17 protein-coding genes and 2 tRNA genes are annotated in these 22,682 nt (G+C 40.5%); 13 read left to right on the plus strand and 6 right to left on the minus strand.

Going from position 1 to position 22,682, the window contains the following annotated elements:
• Positions 1-37 precede the first annotated feature (37 nt).
• Positions 38-1,552 (minus strand): GH3 auxin-responsive promoter family protein, encoded by a 1,515-nt coding sequence (locus DCK90_RS03775; RefSeq protein WP_108244853.1) that lies wholly within the window; start codon positions 1,550-1,552, stop codon positions 38-40.
• Positions 1,553-1,650: 98 nt separating this feature from the next.
• Here DCK90_RS03775 and DCK90_RS03780 point away from each other — a divergent pair, with 98 nt between their 5' ends.
• The 3 genes from DCK90_RS03780 to DCK90_RS03790 are packed head-to-tail and all read left to right on the plus strand — an operon-like array spanning position 1,651 to position 4,533.
• Positions 1,651-2,445 carry a DUF2797 domain-containing protein gene (locus tag DCK90_RS03780; RefSeq protein WP_108244854.1) on the plus strand — a complete coding sequence of 265 codons (795 nt, stop codon included), beginning with the start codon at positions 1,651-1,653 and terminating at the stop codon, positions 2,443-2,445.
• A gap of 38 nt (positions 2,446-2,483) precedes the next feature.
• Positions 2,484-3,767, plus strand: a complete 1,284-nt coding sequence (locus DCK90_RS03785) for an APC family permease (protein ID WP_108244855.1) — start codon at positions 2,484-2,486, stop codon at positions 3,765-3,767.
• 1 nt (position 3,768) lies between these two features.
• Positions 3,769-4,533, plus strand: a complete 765-nt coding sequence (locus tag DCK90_RS03790; protein WP_108244890.1) for a DUF6090 family protein — start codon at positions 3,769-3,771, stop codon at positions 4,531-4,533.
• A gap of 33 nt (positions 4,534-4,566) precedes the next feature.
• On the opposite strand, the gene DCK90_RS03795 is transcribed toward DCK90_RS03790, so the two are convergent.
• From DCK90_RS03795 to sppA, 3 genes are read right to left on the minus strand one after another with little or no spacing between them, the layout of a single operon-like run.
• Positions 4,567-7,272, minus strand: a complete 2,706-nt coding sequence (locus tag DCK90_RS03795; protein ID WP_108244856.1) for an AsmA-like C-terminal region-containing protein — start codon at positions 7,270-7,272, stop codon at positions 4,567-4,569.
• Positions 7,273-7,307: 35 nt separating this feature from the next.
• Positions 7,308-8,015: a queuosine precursor transporter gene (locus tag DCK90_RS03800; RefSeq protein WP_108244857.1), complete on the minus strand. Its 708-nt coding sequence runs from the start codon at positions 8,013-8,015 to the stop codon at positions 7,308-7,310.
• 20 nt (positions 8,016-8,035) lie between these two features.
• A complete protein-coding gene (gene sppA, locus DCK90_RS03805) occupies positions 8,036-9,796 on the minus strand; it encodes a signal peptide peptidase SppA (RefSeq protein WP_108244858.1) in 1,761 nt (586 codons plus the stop codon).
• A gap of 69 nt (positions 9,797-9,865) precedes the next feature.
• Here sppA and folK point away from each other — a divergent pair, with 69 nt between their 5' ends.
• Complete coding sequence (gene folK / locus DCK90_RS03810; protein ID WP_108244859.1) at positions 9,866-11,008, plus strand: 2-amino-4-hydroxy-6-hydroxymethyldihydropteridine diphosphokinase; 1,143 nt, start codon at positions 9,866-9,868, stop codon at positions 11,006-11,008.
• Positions 11,009-11,123: 115 nt separating this feature from the next.
• Here folK and DCK90_RS03815 read toward each other — a convergent pair whose 3' ends face one another.
• On the minus strand, positions 11,124-11,663 hold the full coding sequence (locus DCK90_RS03815) for an RNA methyltransferase (RefSeq protein WP_108244860.1): 540 nt from the start codon (positions 11,661-11,663) through the stop codon (positions 11,124-11,126).
• Positions 11,664-11,810: 147 nt separating this feature from the next.
• Here DCK90_RS03815 and mutS point away from each other — a divergent pair, with 147 nt between their 5' ends.
• On the plus strand, positions 11,811-14,393 hold the full coding sequence (gene mutS / locus DCK90_RS03820) for a DNA mismatch repair protein MutS (RefSeq protein ID WP_108244891.1): 2,583 nt from the start codon (positions 11,811-11,813) through the stop codon (positions 14,391-14,393).
• Here the strand turns inward: mutS and DCK90_RS03825 are convergent.
• Positions 14,390-16,843, minus strand: coding sequence for an outer membrane beta-barrel family protein (locus tag DCK90_RS03825; protein WP_108244861.1), 2,454 nt, complete (start codon positions 16,841-16,843; stop codon positions 14,390-14,392). The two genes, mutS and DCK90_RS03825, sit on opposite strands and share 4 nt — an antisense overlap.
• A gap of 217 nt (positions 16,844-17,060) precedes the next feature.
• On the opposite strand from DCK90_RS03825, the gene DCK90_RS03830 reads away from it, so the two are divergent.
• The 8 genes from DCK90_RS03830 to DCK90_RS03865 all read left to right on the plus strand — a co-directional run bounded on the left by DCK90_RS03830 (position 17,061) and on the right by DCK90_RS03865 (position 22,223).
• Positions 17,061-18,140: a sensor histidine kinase gene (locus DCK90_RS03830; protein ID WP_159075752.1), complete on the plus strand. Its 1,080-nt coding sequence runs from the start codon at positions 17,061-17,063 to the stop codon at positions 18,138-18,140.
• The gene (locus DCK90_RS03835; RefSeq protein WP_108244863.1) at positions 18,125-18,868 is read left to right on the plus strand and encodes a LytR/AlgR family response regulator transcription factor; all 744 of its coding nucleotides are present in this window, start codon (positions 18,125-18,127) and stop codon (positions 18,866-18,868) included. The genes DCK90_RS03830 and DCK90_RS03835 overlap by 16 nt, the downstream gene beginning before the upstream one ends.
• 148 nt (positions 18,869-19,016) lie before the next feature.
• Positions 19,017-19,089: transfer RNA gene (locus DCK90_RS03840), tRNA-Gly, on the plus strand.
• 56 nt (positions 19,090-19,145) lie between these two features.
• Positions 19,146-19,230 (plus strand) — tRNA-Leu (locus DCK90_RS03845).
• Between the two features lie 328 nt (positions 19,231-19,558).
• Positions 19,559-19,750, plus strand: a complete 192-nt coding sequence (locus tag DCK90_RS17185) for a helix-turn-helix domain-containing protein (protein WP_159075753.1) — start codon at positions 19,559-19,561, stop codon at positions 19,748-19,750.
• Positions 19,751-19,753: 3 nt separating this feature from the next.
• A complete protein-coding gene (locus DCK90_RS03855) occupies positions 19,754-20,158 on the plus strand; it encodes a hypothetical protein (protein WP_108244865.1) in 405 nt (134 codons plus the stop codon).
• Between the two features lie 63 nt (positions 20,159-20,221).
• The gene (locus DCK90_RS03860; RefSeq protein WP_108244866.1) at positions 20,222-21,418 is read left to right on the plus strand and encodes a hypothetical protein; all 1,197 of its coding nucleotides are present in this window, start codon (positions 20,222-20,224) and stop codon (positions 21,416-21,418) included.
• Positions 21,419-21,440: 22 nt separating this feature from the next.
• Positions 21,441-22,223, plus strand: a complete 783-nt coding sequence (locus DCK90_RS03865) for a hypothetical protein (protein WP_108244867.1) — start codon at positions 21,441-21,443, stop codon at positions 22,221-22,223.
• Positions 22,224-22,682 lie beyond the last annotated feature (459 nt).

The following is a 22,682-nucleotide window of genomic DNA, read 5'->3' on the forward strand; positions in this document are numbered from 1 at the left end:
AACCGCAAATAAAGTTACATTTTAAAGCAATTACAGATTATTGGGCATTCATGACGAGTAATTCTTCGATGCAGCCACGCTCATTGGAGAGCCTGGGAATCTTATGCTGTCCGCCCAATTTATTCTGGGATTTGAGCCAATTATGGAACAAGTTTTCCCGCGCTACGTGCACTTTGGGCATCTTTAAAGTAATGTTGTTATAGCGTTTGGCTTCGTAATCGGAGTTAAGTGCTTTTAGCGCATTGTCCAGCATTTCTGTAAAATAGGCAATATCTGCGGGCGGCCTTCTAAACTCAATGATCCATTCGTGCGCACCTTTTTCCTTATCCGTCATAAAAATAGGTGCTGCCGTATAATCCATAATTTCCGCTTCGGTCTTTAGGCAAACCTGTTTTAAGGCCTCTTCCGCATTTTCTATGATAAGTTCCTCTCCAAAAACATTGATATGGTGCTTGGTACGACCCGTGATTTTGATTCGATACGGATTTTTGGAGGTAAACCGGATGGTATCTCCAATTTTATAGCGCCACAACCCGGCATTGGTGGTTATCACCATGGCATAGTTGACTCCCAATTGGACATCCCACAGCGGAATGGCCTGCTCGCCTTCCCCATTGACACCCATCGGAATAAATTCATAGAAGATGCCATAGTCCAACATCAACAACAGCTCATCAGAATTATTTTGATCTTGGATTCCGAAGAAACCTTCCGAGGCATTATAGGTTTCATAAAAGTTGAACTTTTTTCGGGGCAATAGTTTTTTATACTGATTCTTGTATGGTGTAAAACTTACTCCCCCATGAAAATAAACTTCCAAGTTTTCCCAAACCTCGAATAAATGCGTTTTCCCGGTTTTCTCCAAAACCTGATTGAGCAACACCAACATCCAAGAAGGAACACCTGCCAAACTGGTCACATTCTCGCGTATACTTTCCTCTATGATTGCCTCCAGTTTGGATTCCCATTCCGTCATTAACGACACCTTGTTGCTAGGTGTACTGCTGTATTCGGCCCAAAGGGGCATATTATCAATCAATATTGCAGATAAATCTCCAAAAAAAGTCCCATTATCCTCATAAAGTTCCTTGCTACCGCCCAACCTCAAACTTTTCCCTGTAAACAACTGAGAGTTTTCGTTGTTGTTCAAGTAGAGGCATAATAAATCCTTGCTCGATTTATAATGGCAATCTTCCAAAGCCTCTGTACTTACTGGGATAAACTTGCTTTTAGCATTGGTCGTTCCACTACTCTTGGCAAACCATTTTATGGATGTTGGCCAAAATAGGTTCTGTTCCCCCCTACGCGTACGCTCTATCAGTGGGGCAATATCCTCATAAGCTACAATCGGCACCCTGTTCCTGAACTCCTCATATTTGGGAAGGTCTTTGAACCCATATTGTTTACCAATCATGGTATCCTGAGAAAAATCCAAAAGTTGTCGCAATACCTCATCCTGAACATCCAAAGGATACTTTAAAAAAAGCTCTATTTGGTGGTAGCGCTTTCTTAATAACCAAGAAGCAATGGAATTGAATAAAGGTATTGGCATTTTAGGTATATTTAACCAATAAAGTTAAGGTTAGTACAACTGCTAAAATAGCTTTTCTAACACTCATTTTCAAATAAGACAAACACATTCATTTTAATATGTTATACGAAGGAGTCCTAAGAAAGATGCGAACAGAAATAGGGAGCCCAATCCAATATTTTTTGGTTTTCGAGAACGATTTTATCAATATGAACCAGGGGCTGAACAGGGAACTTCAGATTGATTTCATCAAATTTCAATGCTTGAACTGTGGCGAGGACAGACCTATCTACCGACAGGGTTTTTGTAAAGCCTGTTTTTATGAAACGCCCCGTGCCGGAGATTGGATCATGAAGCCCGAATTGAGCACGGCACATCTGGACAAAGAGGACCGAGACCTTGAATATGAGAAAAAGATGCAGTTGCAGCCCCATATTGTGTACTTGGCCAACTCGAGCAGTATTAAAGTTGGTGTTACCAGAAAATCACAAGTCCCCACACGTTGGATAGATCAAGGAGCACATGAGGCCATAGAGATCGTGGAGGTGCCCAATCGCTATTTGGCAGGTATTACGGAAGTGGCGTTAAAAGATTATGTTAGCGACAAAACCAGTTGGCGGAAAATGCTCCAGAACGATATTGAGGACATAGACTTGGTGGAGTGGCGCAACAAATTAAAAGCAAGCATTCCCGAGGAAGCCTTGGATTATTTTTTGGATGACCGAGAAGAAACCAACCTTGAGTTCCCCGTGTTAAAATATCCAGAAAAAGTAAAAAGCCTGAATCTTGACAAAACGCCAAGCTATAAAGGAACTCTCAAGGGCATAAAAGGACAGTATCTTATTTTTGAAGACAATACCGTATTCAATGTACGCGGTAGCGAAGGATATTATGTAGGCATCAATTTTAGCTGATTTTAATCCCTAAAATCCCAGTACCGAAACCATACGTTATGAGCCAAAAAATCAAACTTACCGAAGCAATCTCCATAGGAATCGGCGGTATGGTCGGTGGCGGGATTTTTGCGGTTTTGGGTTTGGCTGTGACCCTCTCCAAAGGAGGAACCCCACTGGCCTTTCTGTTTGCGGGCATCTTAGCCCTGATTACCTCATATAGTTATGTAAAACTATCCAAATCCTATCCAGATCGAGGAGGTACCGTCAAATTTATTAACCAAGGTTTTGGAGAAACCATATTTAGCGGAGGCATCAACAACTTGCTTTGGGTAAGTTACATCATTATGTTATCCCTATATGCATCCGCCTTTGGTTCCTATGCCCCCAACCTTCTATCCATCAGTGGAACAGAGTTGGATTTTCATATATATGCAACGGGCATCATTGTTTTGGCGTCAATAATAAATTATTACAGTGTTAAGGTAGTAGGGATGATAGAATCCTATGCCGTAATCATAAAGTTGGTCATCCTGATTTCTTTTATCGGCGTTGGATTGTATGGTTTGATGGGCAATCCAAATTTGGAACAATTGTCCCCGGAAAACTGGGAAGCCCCCCTGCAACTTTTAACAGGAGGCATGGTTATTTTTGTTGCTTATGAAGGTTTTGAGCTCATTGCCAATTCGGCTCCCGACATTAAAAATCCAGAAAAGAACATTCCAAGAGCATATTATATTTCCATCATTTTTGTGGTGCTTTTGTACATTATTATTGCGGTGGTCACTGTAGGCTCCCTACCCTTCGACAAAATAAAAACGGCGGAGGATTATGTTTTGGCCGAAGCAGCCAAACCTATGCTCGGCCAAACTGGTTTCACCATCATTACCATAGCTGCACTCATCTCTACGTTTTCGGCAATAAACGCCTCTATTTATGGCGGAAGCAGGGTAAGCTATGAAATAGCCGAGGATGACGAACTCCCCCATCAGTTCACCTTTAAACTTTGGAATCAGCCCGTAGGATTACTTATTACGGCCATTCTTACCATTATATTGACCAACACCTTGAAACTGGAAAGTATTTCAACTGCGGGCAGTGTAGGTTTTCTTCTGGTTTTTGCCATGGTAAATTACGTTGGGTTTAAGCTGTCCAAAACCACGGGCAGTAGAAAAACAATTCCTATCATAGGGTTTGTACTATGCATCGTTGCCATGGGCGTTCTGCTACAGCAACAATTCGGAACAAACAGAATGGGAGTAATCGTGGCCATCTCTATCATCGGAACTTGTTTTTTGATTGAATGGATCTACAAGAAGTTCGAAAAAAATAAAAAGCCATAGCATGCTCAAATTTTTCAGAAAAATCAGGAAGCAATTGATTGTCGAAAAAAAGGTCGGAAATTATCTTCTGTATGCCATCGGTGAAATTGTTTTGGTGGTTATCGGCATCTTGATTGCATTGGCCATAGACAATGCAAACGACAATCGTATAAAACGGGAAAAGGAGCAGGTTTACCTTAAAGGCTTAAAAGAAGAATTTGACATCAGTAAAATTAAGCTGGAAGAGCTCATCAAAGTCAACCGGAAAAGCTATAAAGCTGCACAAAAAATTGTTTTGCTGATGGAAGGTGAAACAGTAGCTACAGAAGAAACTTTTTCAAATCTGCTTTCCGATGCTTTCACCAATGATATTTTTTTCAACCCGAACAACTCGTTGCTGAATGAAATGATCAACTCCGGTAGTTTAAAGGATATTTCCAATGACACCTTACGAATTCGGCTCACCAATTGGATATCTACTATTGATGATATAGCCAATCAGGAAAAAATGCTAGGTGAAGAACGGAACAATACCGTAAATGTTTTTAGGGATGAAGGTTATAGCATCCACACACTGCTGGATCATACGGGCATGTCGAAAAAATTAGGCATTCCCCTTAGCAAAAACCCAGTCAGCAACTTAGGCGCATTGGAATCCGTTGCTTTTGAAAACAACATCCTGTTATTCATTATCACAAGCCAATCCACCGAAATAGACCACTACAATCCGCTAATGGCAAGTCTTGAAACCATTTTGGAAAACATCAATAAAGAATTGAAGAAATAAAAAAGGGCGATTAATAATCGCCCTTTTTTATTCTTAGTTTACGGTATCTTTCTTCTTTTTCTTGAGCAGCCCTCCTAAAATGGATTTGGCGGCATCTTTAACGTCCTCCTGTTTTTTCGCTTTTGTACTATCGGTTGCCGTAGTATCCTTTTTACCACCCAGAATGTTTCCAATAGCCTCTTTAACTCCGTCGGATTTGGTTTTGGTAGTATCGGCCCCATCCTTTTTAAATGCATCGGACAGCAAATCTTTCACCTTGTCCTTGCCTTGATTGACCAACTTCTGCTTTTGCATCTCCACCAATTTGGATGTCAATGTTTTCACACCCGAAGTAAGGTCGGTACTTACTGACGGATTGGTGAAATTGCCTCCAATATTCGCCGTGACCGGGATTGTAACTTCACCCACACTATCATCGTTCAGTTGTGAGATCAGTTTAGTGACCTCTGTACCCAAATACTTTGCGGGAACGTTCAGGGTGGCCGAATAATTCATTTGCTTGTCAAAAGAGTGACTGCCGTTCACATCTATGGCGATGTCCTTATAATTTAAGGTAAACGGCTTCACTTTTACCGTACCATTATCAAAGGTCAATGCAGTCTTTAAGCCATCCAAATTAATTTCTTTTGTATTTAAAAAGCTGAGCTTGCTGTCCAGTGCAGATACCAAAGGTGCTTTTTGGGTATCTACCGTTGGATTCAACAATTCCGCCAACAAATTACCTGAAATAGTGGCCAAATTTGGTGTAAAATCGTCTTTAAGGTTACCCGATATTTTAATATCTGAATTGAGTTTTCCTTGAATCGCCGTTGCAAGTGGTGTTAGCACCTTGAACAATTCCAATCCTGCAAACGATTCCCCAATATTGAAATTATCCATACCAAGATTGATATCGAAAGTCGATGCTTCCTGCTTGGTGGATACGGAGCCGGACAGTCCCAAAGTACCACCGAACAAATTGGAAGTCAGATTCTGTACCGTTGCGGTTTCATCCTTGATGATCAAGGTTCCTTTAACGTTTTTCAGATTAAGGTTGTCGTAAACCACCGTATTGGCAGATGCCTCAATGGTGCAATCTAAAAATGATGGTATTTTGATGCGCTCCTCCCCCGTAGTGGTAGAACTCGTTTCTTCACCTGTTCCTCCCCCCTCATTTCCTTCTACCTCATCTACCATAAAATCGTTCAGGGCAAATTGGTTGGAGTCAAGCGTAAACTTTCCTTCGATGTTTTCATCATTGAACATAAAACCAAGCAAATTGGTCAATGTTCCTTTCGCGTTAAAATCTGTACTTCCCGTTTTTCCTTGGAACGAATCCAAAGTCACCGTATTTGGATTAAATGTTACGGCCGCAGTGCTAATTGCCAGAGGATTTTTAAGTTCCTCAGAAGCATATTCAAAACCGGTCAAGGAAGCCTTACCTGTTGTTTTGGTATTCTGATATTGCTTTTTCTCCAAAGAAGCCATATCGAAGGCAGTGGTAACATCTGCATTCAAAATTCCTTTAAGGTTAAAATCGTTGGGTACGGGATAGGCCTGTGAAATATTAGCCAGATTGATTCTACCGTCCATATGGGCATTTACTTTGGTATTGCCCATTAACTCCCTAATCTGTGCATTCAAATTGAACTTATCCTCATCTATCAGAAAAGAAAGTCGATTGATATTTACGTAGGTATCCTCGGCGATTCCAGTCTCGTTATTGATCTCCGTATCGATGTACACATTGCGCACCGATTTAGGCAAATCTGGATATTTGAATGATGCATTTTCCGAGTTGATGGCTATCTTAAAGGTTGGAATATGCTCATCATCCACCACTCCTTTAAACTCACCGTTCACTTCAAAATTTCCTGTGGTCTGTACATTTTCAATATTGGCCGCGTAGGCCTCGGGAATTACCGCCAAAAAGTTTTTAAAATCCGAAGATGGTGTTTTAAATGTAATGTCCACCTCCTGATTGTCCTCGTTCACTTTCACAAAACCATCAAAGACCAATGGCAATTGGTTTACGAGCGCCTTGTTCTCCAAAAAGGTGTATTTGTTCTCGCTCAGGTCAATACCGATAAGGGCATCCAGATTGATTTTGTTCTTGTTCAGGTATTGGGTACTGTCCATTTCGAAGGTTACCAAGGCATCCGTCAATGTTTTCAGTTCCGATTTTTCCAAGGAAAGGTCTCCGGTTCCAGAGTGGTTCATTTCAGTAATGTCCAGCAACATACCACTTGCCAAATCCTGATAAATAATCTCGGAATTGGTAATGGCATACGAATCCATGTTCAATGTGAAATTGCTGTTTGATTCCTCGGGTGATGCGGTAGCGGATGGTTCGGTTTCTTTGGCTATATCGTAATTGGCATTGCCTTCCTCGTCCGCTTTGATGTGCAATTTGGCTCCGTCAATATTTAAGGTCTTGATCACGATTGGCTCATCTGCCGACTTGAACAGTTCCTTTATGGACATGGAAAGTTCGATTTCGGAAGACGCAAATAAGGTGTCGCCTTCAAAAGGGGCTTTGTTCACCAACGACAGATTGGTTAATCCAACATTGGCGTAAGGAAAGCTTTTGAGAAGGCTCAAATCGGCATCCTCAAAATCCAAGGTGGCATTGATGCTGTTGTTGACTTTTGTTTTGATGATCTCTTCAATTTTACCTTGAAGAAATAATGGGACCGCAATAATGATCGCGAGTAGGATAAGTAGGGTTATTCCAGTAATCTTTAGGACTTTTTTCTTCATACTTCGGTGTTTTACAACAAATTAAAGGAGAAGCATCAATCCAAAGAAATTTCCTCTCCTATTTTTAAGTTAAATCTTTTTCGCATTAGATATACGAAAAAATAGAGCAAAGGGGTGTCGAGGAGGGCAATCATTATTTTAAAAATAACACCACTAATCAACAATCCATAAAATTTATCCCATGGCAAGACTCCAAAAATGCACAAAAGCCCGACCACGGTAAAGGTATCTATGAATTGAGAGGAAAATGTAGAAAAATTGTTCCGGAGCCATAGCATTCTACCGTTGGTCACTCTTTTCCAAAAATGATAGATGGTGATATCGATGTACTGCGCGCCCAAGTAGGCAAGCATAGATGCCAATACGCCCAATGGCGACAATCCGAATACGGTGGTAAAGGTTGCGTCATCCACAGGAGAATTAGGGATGGCATTGGAATAATTGGCCAAAAAAATAATCCCCATCGAAAAAAACGAAGCAAAAATACCTGCGGTAACTATTTGGTTTGCCTTCCTCTGCCCATAAATCTCAGAGACTAAATCAGTAATCAAAAAAGTGATGGGATAAGGGAGTATTCCAACCGAAAGTTCAAAAAGTGGCGCTCCAAATACTGTAACATCGCCAAAGGGACTCCAAGAGAAAAACTTTTGGAATATAAGGTTGGATACCACCAATGAGGTAATGAACAGCGCCCCAAGGTACAGATATATGGAAAATGCTTGCTTTTTGTCCTTTTGCGTCATATATGGATCAACACGGCTGATTACTTAATGTTCAAACTGAAAGGCATCTTTGCCTGGATCCCTTCTTGTTTGGTGAACTGCTTGAACTCTTTTAAAATTTTGTAAGCTTCAGTGCCTATTTCCTCTTGAATGATGGATTCGCCAATTTTAGTCTTTACTGAGCCATAATTCTCCATAAATTGTTCAAAACCGGATTTGTAACGCGGGTATTTTTTAACACCATACTCTTCCAATCCCGCCATATCGGCTGCAGCTATTATAGCATCTTCCAAGTTGCCAAGCTCATCCACCAAACCAAGTGCATGTGCATCGACCCCGCTCCAGACCCTGCCCTGGGCAATTTCATTGACCCGTTCAACCGACATGTTTCGGCCTTTGGATACGCGATCCAGAAATGTATCGTAAGTTTCTTCGATGCTTTCTTGCATTACATTGCGGAAAGTATCGGTCATCGGCTCAAAAAAGGAATAGTCCACCGAGTTTTCGTTGGTTCCGACCTGTTCTGCGTTCACCCCAATATTCTCCGCCAATTCGTGCACGTTGGGAATTGTACCAAAAACTCCGATAGAACCTGTTATGGTGGTAGGTTCTGCAAAAATCATATCACCGCCCACACCAATATAGTAACCCCCTGATGCAGCTACATTTCCAAAGGAAACTACTAATGGCTTTTCTTTTTTTGCCAATTGCATTTCCCTCCAAATAATATCCGAGACCAGTGCGCTTCCGCCCGGAGAGTCCACTCGAAGTACAATAGCTTTAACATTTTTGTTATCTATCGCCTTATGCAGCGCATCCACTATCAGTTTTTCACCGATGTAATTCTTTCCCCCTTCGCCTATCAAGATTTCGCCCTGTGCATAGATTACAGCAATATCATCGGAACCTTTATTGATTTTTTTAAGCTTAGCCTTTTGCATATAGTCCATAAGGCCAACATAGTTCAATTCTTCGTCTTCGGCCACTCCGATTTTTTCCTTGAGAAGGTCTTCGTATTGATCATAATGTAATGCTCCGTCCAACAAACCTGAAGCAACCGCATATTCGGGGGTTCTTCCACCAAGAGTATCCGCAATAATATTCAGGTTTTGGGGAGTAATATTTCTGGATTCAGAAATATCATCCACAATAACACTCCAAATCGATGTGATCAATTCCTTTATCTGGGTACGGTTTTCATCGCTCATGGTATCGGAAAGAAAAGGCTCTACCGCACTTTTGTACTTTCCATGACGGATGACCTCCATTTTGATGCCGGTTTTCTCCTGAAGTCCCTTGTAAAAAAGCACTTCGGTAGCCAATCCCTTAAAGTCAAGAACACCTACGGGGTTAATGTAAACCTCATCGGCTGCGCTGGCAAGGTAATAATCGCGTTGAGCATACACATCGGAGTGTGCCATTACAAATTTTCCGCTCGATTTAAAATCGATCAGGGCCTTGCGTATTTCCCGGGCCTGGGATATTCCTGCCTGCAAAAACCCGGTGGTCAGGCTTATTCCTTCAATATTATCATCATTCTTGGCTACCGCTATGGAATGTAGAATCTCGTCCAAACCGAGTTCTTCCACCCATAGTGCAGCAAAAGGGTCGTTATCGTCCTTACCCGTATAGTCCAAAACAGGAGCTACAAAACTGAGCTCCAGCACACTGTTCTTTTTTACCACTACACCATCATCCATACTCCCAACAAGGGCCATAAATATGAAGAACATCCCAACAATGATCATAAATGCCACTAGGCTCCCTAATATCGAGGCCGACAGGTTTCTTAAAAACTTCATTCAGTCAAATTTAATACGCATCAAATATAACCAATGTAGTATTGTTTTGTTTACTTTGTTTCTTCGATTATGGTCATAAAACAAAAGGTTTATCTATCATTGGGCAGTAATTTGGGAAATCGCTATGCGAACCTCCAAAAAGCTATTTTCCGTATTCAGGAGAAAGCGGGGAAAATCTTGGATATTTCTTCGGTCTATGAAAACCCGGCCATGGGATTTGAAGGGGACGATTTCCTAAATATCGCCCTTTCCCTATTAACCCCGTTAAATCCCAAGGAACTGCTTGAAGTTCTTTTGCAAATCGAAAAAGAATTCGGAAGAGTTAGGTCAGCATTGGGACACAGCTCCAGGACTTTGGATATTGACATTATATATTATGGCACGGAAGTCATAAACTCCGACGACCTAGTAGTCCCCCATCCTCAGATGCAGCATCGGAACTTTGTTTTAAAACCCTTGAGCGATATTGCTCCGCAGTTTTATCATCCTGTGCTTTACAAGGATACGCGCAATCTTTTGCAGGAGTGCAGAGATAAGAGCAAGCTCACAAAAACCAAGTACAAACTCTTTAAAGACAGGTCGGGATTGTTTTCCCAGTTGCAGCTTATTGCCATTGAAGGGAACATCGGAGCAGGGAAAACTACACTCTCTAAAATGATTTCCAATGACTTTAATGCCAAATTGGTGCTGGAACGCTTTGCGGACAACCCCTTTCTCCCCAAATTTTATGAAGATCAAGCACGCTATGCATTTCCTTTAGAAATGTCCTTTCTGGCGGATAGATACCAACAGTTTATGGATGACACTTCGCAGTTTGATCTCTTCAAGAATTTTATGGTGAGCGATTACGACATCTTTAAATCATTGATTTTTGCCAAGGTTACCTTGCAGAATGAGGAGTACAATCTATACCGAAAGGTCTTTAATTTTATGTACAAAGAGGTAAGAAAACCCGAAATCTATCTCTATCTGTATCAAAATACCGAACGGTTGCTTGCCAATATCAAAAAACGTGGTCGAGACTATGAACAGAATATAGACCCTGTTTATCTGGAAAAAATCAACCGTGGTTATCTGGATTTCATCAAAAGTAACCCCAGTCAAAACAGCATTATATTGGATATGGGCGAACTGGATTTCGTAAACAATCCAGAGGATTATGAATTCATTCTACAAAAGCTGGAAGACAACATACTTTTGTTAAACATTTAAGAGAATTTTTGGAAAATGTTTGGATATAACGAATGGTTTTATTTTATTAGCATCCTCTAAAAGAGAAACTAACTAACTCAGACTTTATATACGGCCCTGTTTTTCAGGGCCATTTTTATTTTTGAGCATTTTGTTTACACCAAATATCCCAGACCACTACACCAGCACTTACGGATATATTCAAGGAATGCTTGGTCCCAAACTGTGGAATCTCCAAAATGGTAGAACTGGCCGAAACCACTTCCTGTGAAACTCCTTTGACCTCGTTTCCAAAAACTAGGGCAACGGTTTTTTCCGAATCCACTTGATAATCGTTTAACATCACCGCATTTTCCGCCTGTTCAACGGACACGATTTCCACTCCTTCCGTCATTAATTGCTGGACCAACTCCAAGGTATCCTTTCTATATTCCCAATCCACACTTTCGGTGGCGCCCAAAGCTGTTTTACGAATGTCCTTGTGGGGCGGGGTCGCCGTGATTCCACAGAGGTATATTTTTTGAACCAAAAAAGCATCCGCGGTCCGGAACACGGAACCGATATTGTTCAGACTACGGATATTGTCCAAAATGATGATGATAGGAGTTTTCTCAGCCTCCTTAAAGCCGGTCACATCCAACCGTTCCAGCTCGCTATTTTCCAATTTTCGGCTCATTTTTTAAACATTGGGGTAAAAATATCAACAAAAATTCCTGATGGATGATGAAAGCGATATATTCGTTTTCATCCCAATTTTGGGCAAAAATAAAAGAATTAAATCGCTTTGGCAGCCAAGAAAAAGATTAAGAAAGTAACTCCATTGATGCAACAATACAATGCCATTAAGGTAAAACACCCTGATGCATTGTTACTTTTTCGTGTAGGGGATTTTTACGAGACTTTTGGGGAGGATGCCGTAAAGGCCGCCAAGATTCTTGGGATTATCCTTACCCACAGGAACAATGGAGGAGACCGGACGGAACTGGCAGGATTCCCCCACCATTCCCTCAACACGTACTTGCCCAAATTGGTGAAAGCAGGTCAGCGCGTTGCCATTTGCGACCAGTTGGAAGACCCCAAACAGACCAAAAGCATTGTAAAACGTGGGGTCACCGAGCTGGTAACTCCCGGGGTAGCCCTAAACGATGATATTCTTTCTGCCAAGAGCAACAACTTTTTATGTGCCGTACATTTTGGACGCAACAAATTAGGGGTCTCATTTTTGGATATCTCTACTGGAGAATACTTGACCTCCGAAGGTTCTGTGGAACAAGTGGACAAGTTGCTACAGAATTTTTCTCCAAACGAGGTCTTGGTATCCAAAAGCCATAGAAAAGATTTTGTGGAATGCTTCGGCAACCAATTCCATAGTTTCTTTTTGGAGGATTGGATTTTTCAGGAAGACTATGCCCAAGAGAGCATGAACAATCATTTTGGGACAAAAACTCTGAAAGGATTCGGCATAGACCATCTCAACCACGGCATCATTGCTTCGGGGGCCGTTCTGCACTATCTGTCCGAAACACAGCACAGCCGACTTCAGCATATCAATAAAATACAGCGCATTGCCGAGGAGGAATATGTTTGGATGGACCGTTTTACCATCAGAAACCTGGAGCTATACCATTCCTCACACCAGAATGCGGTGACCCTGTTGGACATCATCGACAAGACCATTTCCCCGATGGGCGGACGGTTACTGAAGAGATGGCTGGCACTTCCCCTGAAAAATGTGGAAAAAATCCAACAAAGGCATCAGGTAGTGTCCTATCTAAAGAATGAGGACGAACAACTGAACAAGATCCAGGGATACATTAAACAGATGGGCGACTTGGAACGATTGATTTCCAAATTGGCCACGGGTAAAATCAATCCCAAAGAAGTAGTTCAACTTAAAAACTCTTTGGAGGCCGTTGTTCCTATCAAAAAGTTGGCCCAAAACAGCTCCAATGATTCCCTAAAAAATATTGGCGAGCGCTTGAACGATTGTGATGCGCTCCGCTCAAAAATAAAGGAAGTGCTCAACGAGGAAGCCCCTGTGAACATTGCCAAAGGCAATACTGTTGCAAAGGGCTATTCGGAAGAGCTGGATGAGCTTAGAGGCCTTGCATTTTCGGGAAAGGATTATTTGGACAAGATGCTGGAACGCGAAACCAAGGAAACTGGCATTACTTCATTAAAAATCGCGTCCAACAACGTGTTCGGATACTATATCGAGGTTCGCAACACACACAAGGATAAAGTTCCCGAAACTTGGATACGCAAACAGACCTTGGTCAATGCCGAGCGATACATCACGGAGGAATTAAAAGAATATGAATCCAAGATTTTGGGTGCCGAGGAACGCATTTTTCAACTGGAACAACAACTTTTTGAGCAATTGCTCGTCTGGATGCAGGAATATATTTCTCCCGTACAGCTCAATGCGCACTTAATTGCACAATTGGACTGTCTTTGTGGATTTGCGCAATTGGCGAAGGAGAACAATTACGTTGAGCCCGTAATGAATAACTCAACGGACGTCGACATTAAAGAAGGGCGTCACCCCGTTATCGAAAAACAACTTCCCATTGGTGATACATATGTAACTAATGATGTTTGCCTTAACCGTGAGGAGCAACAGATCATTATGATTACGGGACCCAACATGAGTGGTAAGTCGGCCCTTTTACGACAAACAGCATTGATTGTTCTGTTGGCGCAAATGGGAAGTTTTGTGCCCGCAACTGAGGCGAATTTGGGTGTTGTGGACAAAATCTTCACAAGGGTAGGTGCCAGTGACAACATCTCCATGGGCGAATCGACCTTTATGGTGGAGATGAACGAGACGGCCTCTATTTTGAACAACCTTTCGGAACGCAGTTTGGTACTACTTGATGAAATTGGCCGTGGCACAAGCACTTATGATGGAATTTCAATTGCTTGGGCCATTTCGGAATACTTGCACGAACACCCTGCCAAAGCCAAAACGTTGTTCGCTACACACTACCACGAACTCAACGACATGACCAATACGTTTACGCGTATTAAAAACTTCAACGTTTCCATAAAAGAACTGGAAGATAATGTGCTTTTCTTGCGGAAATTGGTTCCCGGTGGAAGTGAACATAGCTTTGGCATACACGTGGCCAAAATGGCTGGAATGCCCCAGCAGGTGATTCAAAAAGCCAACAAAATTCTGAAAAAACTGGAAAAATCCCACTCAAGTGAAGATGTGAGCGACAAATTACAGGCCACCCAAAACGAAATGCAGTTAAGTTTTTTCAATTTGGACGACCCTTTGCTAGAAGAAATCAAGGAGGAAATTTTGCACTTGGACATTGATACGCTGACACCTGTGGAAGCTTTGATGAAGTTGAACGAAATCAAAAGGCTACTCGGTAAAAAGAAGAAAGCATCCTCCTAATTGATACGGTTAAACTCTTCTTTTTCCAGATCACGGGATTTTTTGCCGGATGCTCCTCCAAAGCTTCTGGAATACGTAATGCGAAATATTCGTGTAAATGCCGATTCGTCCCTGTAGGTGGAATTGGTATCAATATCGAAAACAATAGGGGTCATACCACTGAGGTGGCTATCAATTTTCATTGACTTGAACACATCGGAGATACTGAACTGTAATGTTCCCCAATTATTTTTAAATGCTTTGGAAAGTCCAAAATTCAAAACACCAAAACCCTTGGTAAAGTTGGTTCCGTTATAGTGGTCAAAATTATACCACCCGGAAAATTCCATATCCATTTCCCAAGGCAACACAACAGTTTGATTAAAGTTTAGGCTTTGATAAAAATAGGTTTTTTCCGCAGGGTCGGGACTGTAGGAAATCCTGTAATCACGAATGGCCGAAGTGGAGGAAACATTAAGTTTTCCCCATGCCGACCATTGCCATGGAATGTTCAAATACAGTCCGATGCTCTTTTGATAGTCTGCATTTTGAGGAGAGACCACAAGAATATCGTTTTGAGGTGTTGTGGTAAGTTGATATCGGATTATCGGGTCGATTTCCTTTTGCAGCGAAATTCCTGCCGAGAACCCGTTCCTGGCATATTCCATCTGTAAGGAATTAGTGATGCCGGGACGCAATAAAGGATTCCCTGTAAAAATTGCGGTCGGATCATTGTAATATAGACTTGTCACCAAATCTGAATAGGACGGTCTGCTTATTCGTCGGTTGTAGTTCAGGTTCAGTTGGTCATTTTCGGAAAGTTGATATTGATAGGTTACGGACGGAAAGAATTGACGTATGGAAAAATCCTCCTCTGCATTGGAAAGGGTACGTTCCCAATCCTCGTACCTCACCCCAGTTCTCAATTTTGAGTTTTGTCCAATCCCCATATTGAACTGCGCATATAATGCCCATAACTTTTCATCGCTGGTGATTATGCTTTGTGACCGTGGGTCCACCTCCCAAAATCCATCTACGTTGGTTTCCACTTTACTGTTGTTGGAATTGTTGGCATAACTCCCCTTGAATCCAAAGCCCATATCCACTTTTTCATTGAACTCATGGGTATAATCCAGTTTTAGCACCCCCAGATGAATGGTGGATTCACTAAAACCACGAGTGCCATCCGTAAAGATTTCATTTTCAGGCTGAAAAATTTCACCATCCTCGTTAAAATATTGGCTTACTGTGGTGGCCGGATTATCATTTTTGAAGTCTAGGTAGCTTATATCTACCATAAAATCCGAACGTTCCGATACGTCTGTTTTCAGATATAACGAAGAGATAGCATTGGACTTATTGGAAGTTCCGCGCGTCACCAAATGGGACCTGAAAAAATCCTGTCCCTCAATATGTCTTTTATTGTTCACATCGGAAATTGAGAGGTTATTGGCCAAATTCCAAATAAATTCACCCCCAATCTCAACGTTGGTCGAAAGCTGATATCCCAGACCAAAATTGATATTGTGCGTATTGTTGTTATTGTTAAAATAGGTGGAGAATACAGCTTGGCTGGGAGCTCCCAAAATGGGTTGAAAACTTGAACCCGAACCCTCGAACCCATTTTTTCCATGGTCGTGGAACCATGAATAGCCCGCATTTAGGCGAAGCGTTTCCTTGCCATACGAATAGTTTAGGGAAGAACTTGATTTTTCCCAATAGCCATATCCCAAACTCCCGCTAAAGTTCCATTGACTACCTTGGTCCAGCCCTTTTTTAAATACGATGTTGATGATTCCCGCTCCCCCATCTGCATCATATTGGGCCGATGGCGAAGTCAAAAGTTCTACCTTTTCAATATTATCAGCCAGTGTGCTTTCCAAAAGTGACATCACATCCTCCATCGGCATGGTCACCCTTCTACCGTTCATCAATACGGTGACCCCGCTTTGTCCGTTCAACGAAAACTGATTGTCCCTATGGTCCAAAATAACCCCGGGCAATCTTTCCAATAGTTGAAGTGCATTGCTGCCCTTGGTCAAAATACTGCTTTGAACATTGATCACTCGACCCTCTGGTGTGTTCTGCACCCAATTTCTTTTGGCTTCCAAAACCACTTCATCCAGCTGACTGATGGATTCCTCTAGCACCAAAGTGCCAAGACTCACCGAAGCGGAAGGAGATTCCAAAGCAAAGGCTTCGGTTTGGTAGTCGGAATAGCCCAAATTCACAACCCTAACTATATAACGGCCCGGATTGCTATGTTCTACTAAAAATTCACCATTTTCCTCCGTTATTGTCCCCGTTACCAAGGTACCGTCGGAGGCTTTCAAAAGTAATACATTGGCAAAGGGCACAGGTCTATTTTCGGTATCGACCACCGTACCTTGAACCTGACCATTAGCTTTAATGAATCCTAGCACCAGTATTATAGCAATAATCACAAGTGGCATTGTCTTGTCGTTTTCCATTTTGAATCAAATTTGATCCAAATGAAATCCCTGCCACTTTATTTGCCCAATCCTATTGACTCCTGCCCTTAAACTATTGACAAGAAACAGGATTGGATTGACGAAGCCTTAAAATGCATTTCATCAATTATTTAGCGCCATATGTCAATTCGCTACGGATGAATTATCAAAAAAGCTAACTTGTATGTTTTAGTCTTTGCGCATGGACCTTAGCCGTTTGAAAAAAATTATACTACGGAGCAAGCTCTACCATATTCCGTTTTGGCTCTGCTATCATTTGGTTTGGCTCACGATCAATGCGGGAAGTATTTCGGAGGTAACCGACTATTTGCTCCACAGCGATACCACCCTTAAATTCTATTTCTACGTCATATTCCAGGTAATCGGGGTGTATTTCAACCTATATTATCTTATTCCCAAGTTTTTGTATGTGGGGAAATACTTTAGTTATGTCCTTTCCGTGCTGGCCACTATATTGATCTGCAATGCATTTATTACAAGCGGGTATTTTTTAACGGCCTATCTATCGGGAAGATCCTTGTTCGAACTATTTGGGGTTTATCCAAATCAGTTTTCGACCATATATTTTGTATGGGCCCTGCCCTCCACGGTTGCATGTATGACCCTGGGAATGAGCATAAAACTGGGGAAGAATTGGCTTGAGGCCGAAAAGCGAAAACTCAGTCTGGAAAAGCAAAATCTGGAAACCGAACTGAAGTATTTGAAATCGCAGATCAACCCCCACTTTTTATTCAACACGATCAACTCCATCTTTGCCCTGATACATAAAAACCCTGACCTCGCATCAGAATCTCTTGCCAATTTCTCGGACATGCTCCGCTTTCAATTGTACGAATGCAACGATGAAAAAATCGATCTTGAAAAGGAGCTTCATTTTATTGAAAACTTTATCGACCTTGAAAAGCTTCGATTGGATTCCGATAGCACCGAGATGCAGTTCGATATTTTGAACCATAGCAAGGGAGGAAAAAAAATAGCCCCATTTATTCTGATTCCTTTTATTGAAAATGCCTTCAAACATATCTCAAAAGGAAAAGGAAGACGACATTTTATCCATATGTCGCTTCAAGTGGATGATAAAATCTTGAAATTATATATTGAAAACAGCAAAGAATCCGATGAAATTTATGTTGATGCCAAAATACCAAAAGGTATCGGACTCCAAAATGTTGTCAGGAGGCTGGATTTGCTATATCCTGAATCCCATGTGCTGGACATTGAAAACCAAAAAGATAGATTTTCCATAAAATTAGAACTGGAATGGCAAAAAAGTTAAGTTGCATCATAGTGGACGATGAGCCACTTGCCAGGGAGGTGATCGAGGACTACATCAAGGTAGTTGATCAATTGGAACTCGTATGCACAGTAGAGAACGCCTTGGAACTGGACCAGATGCTGGGAGAGCATGCCGTAGATCTTATTTTTTTGGACATTCAAATGCCCTTTTTAACGGGTCTGGACTTTTTAAAAGTCCGTTCCAATTTACCGATGGTCATCATAACTACCGCCTTTCCCAATTATGCAATCGACGGATTTCATTTTGATGTGATCGACTATCTATTGAAGCCTATTACCTTCAATCGATTTTATAAGGCCATTGCAAAGGCAAGCAGGTACCATAACCTCAAGTCCGGCGACAGGGAATCAATGGAGGAAGCTGCCGATCTAGACCATTTTTTTATAAAATGTGATGGTCGCTATCAAAAAATATACACCTCCGAGATATTGTTTGTTAAAGCGATGGAGAACTACATTCTCATCCAGACCTCTTCTGAAAAGCACTTAAGCTTAATGCCATTAAAGACTATTGAAGAGAATCTGGACACCGAGGAGTTTGTACGTGTGCACAAGTCATTTATAGTACCTGTTTCAAAAATCCGCAGCCTTGAAAACCATGAAATTATATTGGAGGAAGGACATAAAATACCCGTGAGTCGAAATTATGCGAAATATGTGCAGGACAAAGTGCTCAAGGACAAAGTGCTAAAGCGAAAAGATTCGTGACGCTGGATTGAAGAGTTAACAGAATGATTTTGGCAGAGAAAAATTAACAATTGCATGCCACTTATATTTTTATTCAAAACGCTTTCCTTTTTAAAGAAATATATTAAATTTGCATCCGCGCTCGGAAAAGTGCAATGTTCTTTTAAACGCGAAAATAGCTCAGTTGGTAGAGCATCACCTTGCCAAGGTGGAGGTCGCGGGTTCGAATCCCGTTTTTCGCTCAACTTCGACTCCGCTCAGTCACCACGGGTGGAGTTTTTTTTTAGATACAAGTCCCGCTCGAGTGGTGGAATTGGTAGACACGCCGGACTTAAAATCCTGTGGGCATTTTGCCCGTGCGGGTTCAAGTCCCGCCTCGAGTACAGAAAAACCCTGTAAACCTAACGTTTATAGGGTTTTTTGTTTTTGTTTCCTTGCACCTTCCTTGCATTTCCAAAAAAACTCCTTCGATAAATCAAACTGGCCATAACTTTTGATGGTTTCCAGTTTCAATTCAAAATGAATTATTTCTTCTTTTTTAGTACTGTTAAAATCGCAGAGTTGTTACAATTCATAATATGAATGAAACATTTTTTTATAGCGACATTCCTAAATGATTTAAGTATGTAACACATTTTGCAATAACGTGTTGCTACTTGCCAGATGCTTGTTCGAGCATAAGTTTACCCCAGATTTTAAAAAATGTTCGACATGAATTTCAACAAAACTTCAAATCAAAAAAAGGTCTTTGTAACTAAAAAAGAGGCTGCAGAACTATTACGATGTGATCAAACTTCTATTGATCGCTGGGCCCGGGCCGGAAAATTTCCAAAGTATGGAATCGGTGGGAAGATTTTATTTCGGCTATCCGATATAATGGATTCACTGGTTAAAATAGATTAGGCTATGAACACTTATAACGGAAAAACATTCGTCCAAATCACTTATCATAGAATCGCCTTGTCTGGTGGCACCGCAATTTATAGATACGATAATGGTTTAACAATATTTGAGCCCTATCTAAAAACCACACGCGATACAGGGAAATCAAAAGCCAAATGGGTAAGGCATTGGTTATCCGAATCCAAGAATCCATATGACTATGACCAACCAACCACGGGAATGTTCAATAGTGGGGAACCCCGATTTATGTATGGTGATTTGAACCAAAAAAAGGATTTGGTCATTTTTGAACTATGGGAGATGGGGAACGTTTTAAAAATCTATTTCTTTCCAAAGTTCTACCCCAAGAACGCTAGGGGTTTCACCAAGAAATTTGCTATCAATCAATACAAAAGAAAAGGGGACTAAGATTATTAGCCCCCTATCTATTTTGTTCAAAATGTTATCCACATAGACAACGGAATAAAGATAATGATTGATTACGTTAAAATAAAAGTAATTGACTGCGAGGTTGACAAATTAATCAACCACCCTCTTTTGGAGTTTCATCGGTCCGTTTCTGAAAGGACAGGGGAATTGGGAACATTTACGGAAGCATCTTACCATAAGTGCAAAATTAAAGTCTATGATAGTGGAAGAGTAATTTTCTCCGGTAGCATCCATAAAATGTACAATTCAATCAAAGGCATAGAAGCCCCCAACAAGCATCCAAAAGGATTTAATGGGAACCAGTTTCATTTTCAGGATATAATTGAAATTCGAAAACACCTATGCTCTCTCTTTAATGTTCCCCAAAAATCTCTAGAATTTCACAACATCGAATTTGGATTAAACCTACATCCATTTTTTAATCCCCAGGATTTTATAACATGGTTATTGATGTTCCAAGGAAAAGAGTTTCAATTAATCCATGATAGGCATTATGCCGAATCTAAACATCAACAATATCGTATAAAAATTTATAACAAGGGTGTTCAATATGGCATGCCATTTTTTGTGATTAGGTTAGAAATCGGAGTTTTAAAAATGATTCACCAATCAAGAGAGGTTGGGGTTAGGACAATGGCAGATATTAATTTAACAACAATCAACCTTGCCTTTGAATACCTAAAGAAACAACTTGAAAAAATTCTTTACTATGACATCACTATTAACCCCAAAAACTTGAGCAAAAAACAAAAAGGCTGTATAAAGGACTATAAAAATGATAAATATTGGTTTGAACTCGAACCAAAAAAGAGGCGCAGGGAAACTAAAAAACTGAACGCCCTAATCGAATCAAAGAGTAAAAACCTCAAGTCCAAAATATTGCATTTGTTGGATAAAAATAGGGCACAATTTAACCGACTTTCTGAAACACTCACAAGGGAAGAATTTAACCATTCAAATATAGGGTTAAATAATACCTCTTTAAAAGACAGAACATGCCCAGTAACGGGCATAGATATTTCAATGCAAAAACAGGGCTCCAAATTACTTTCCAATACCGGGTTAAAATACCTTGAAAAAACCAACCTAAAAGAATTCAAAAAATTGCAGCACATACTTCTTACTGGACAATACAACAAGTTTGAAAGATCAGTTTACGATAGGATGAGCAAACAAATAAGAAACAAGTATTTTAATAATCGTTCTTCATTTTTATCTCCAGTACTTTTTGATTCTTAAATTTAATAAGAAAAATCTACCAATGAAGCATATTAAAAAGAGGTTCTTGATTCAAGGAAATGATAAAGAAGTCCAATTTGATGAACGCAAAGCAGAACTGTTGGACCTGAATGATGAAACTTCTATACTAGAAAAAATAAGGGGTAAACAAGGATCCATTGCATTAATGAAAACTGAAGACAATATGTTTATTGGTGGGTTTGTTCACAAACTTGAGGGCAAAGAATATATATTCCCGGTACCAGACCCAACCTTAATATACTTCAATAATGCCCAAGGTTATTTAAGAGTAATTACAGAAAGGAAAAAAGCACTACTAGACAAACTGAATTTAGACGCTACTAAATTGAGTGAACCGGCCTTAAACGAAGTCTATTCCTTTTTTGGAGCAACCAGCGGTTTTATAATATTCCTTTTTACATCGATAGAATCCTACATAAACCATTTGATTCCAAAGGGCTTTGAATATTCCAAAACCGGAACAAGAAAAACTGAGACCTACAACATGAAACAAATTCAGGAATTTTTAGACTTCAAAACGAAAATTAAGGATGTTCTACCTATGATTACAGGAAAAGATTTCTTTTCAAAAAGCACTCCGGCCAATCAATTGATTTGGAACTTAAAGGATTTTAGGGATGAAATTATTCATACTAAGGCCAATGAGAACCCATTGAAATATGAAAAATTAATTAAGACTTCATTAAATTTTAAATATGAAAAAACTCTGATGGCCACAGCCACATTCATGAATTTCTATAAAACAGATTTCATCCTTGAATGTGATTGCGGACAAGATTTTTAATATCATGAATGAGAACTAAAAACTAGTTCAACAAAAAATGGTAGATTAACCCAACAATAAAAGTCAAAAATTTGGGGAACCATTCGCAGAAATGCACCCCGTGGGGTAAAACTTTCCGATTTTCCTTTTGCCTGGCACTCTGTAAATACCGTATTCCCTTCCATGGTTCCTATCATGTAATCCTACAACCCCATCTGATAAACATCCAAAATAAGCATTTTTAATACGGTTTTATTGATGTTTAACATCAATGGCAGGAACATCACTTCTTCTTAAGAGAAACACTTAATAAAACTAATATTGAACCAAAATAAAAGAGGTTATTAACCAAATTACTTTTAATAACCTCCGTTAAGTATTCATCCGGCACTGGTATTTTTAGCATCAAAGAAGCAATCAATAAAAACCAACCTAATACTTTTGACACTTCTTTCATAAACAAAAAGACCCGCATTAGAG

Source organism: Muricauda brasiliensis (genome assembly GCF_003057865.1).
Classification (GTDB): domain Bacteria; phylum Bacteroidota; class Bacteroidia; order Flavobacteriales; family Flavobacteriaceae; genus Flagellimonas; species Flagellimonas chongwuensis.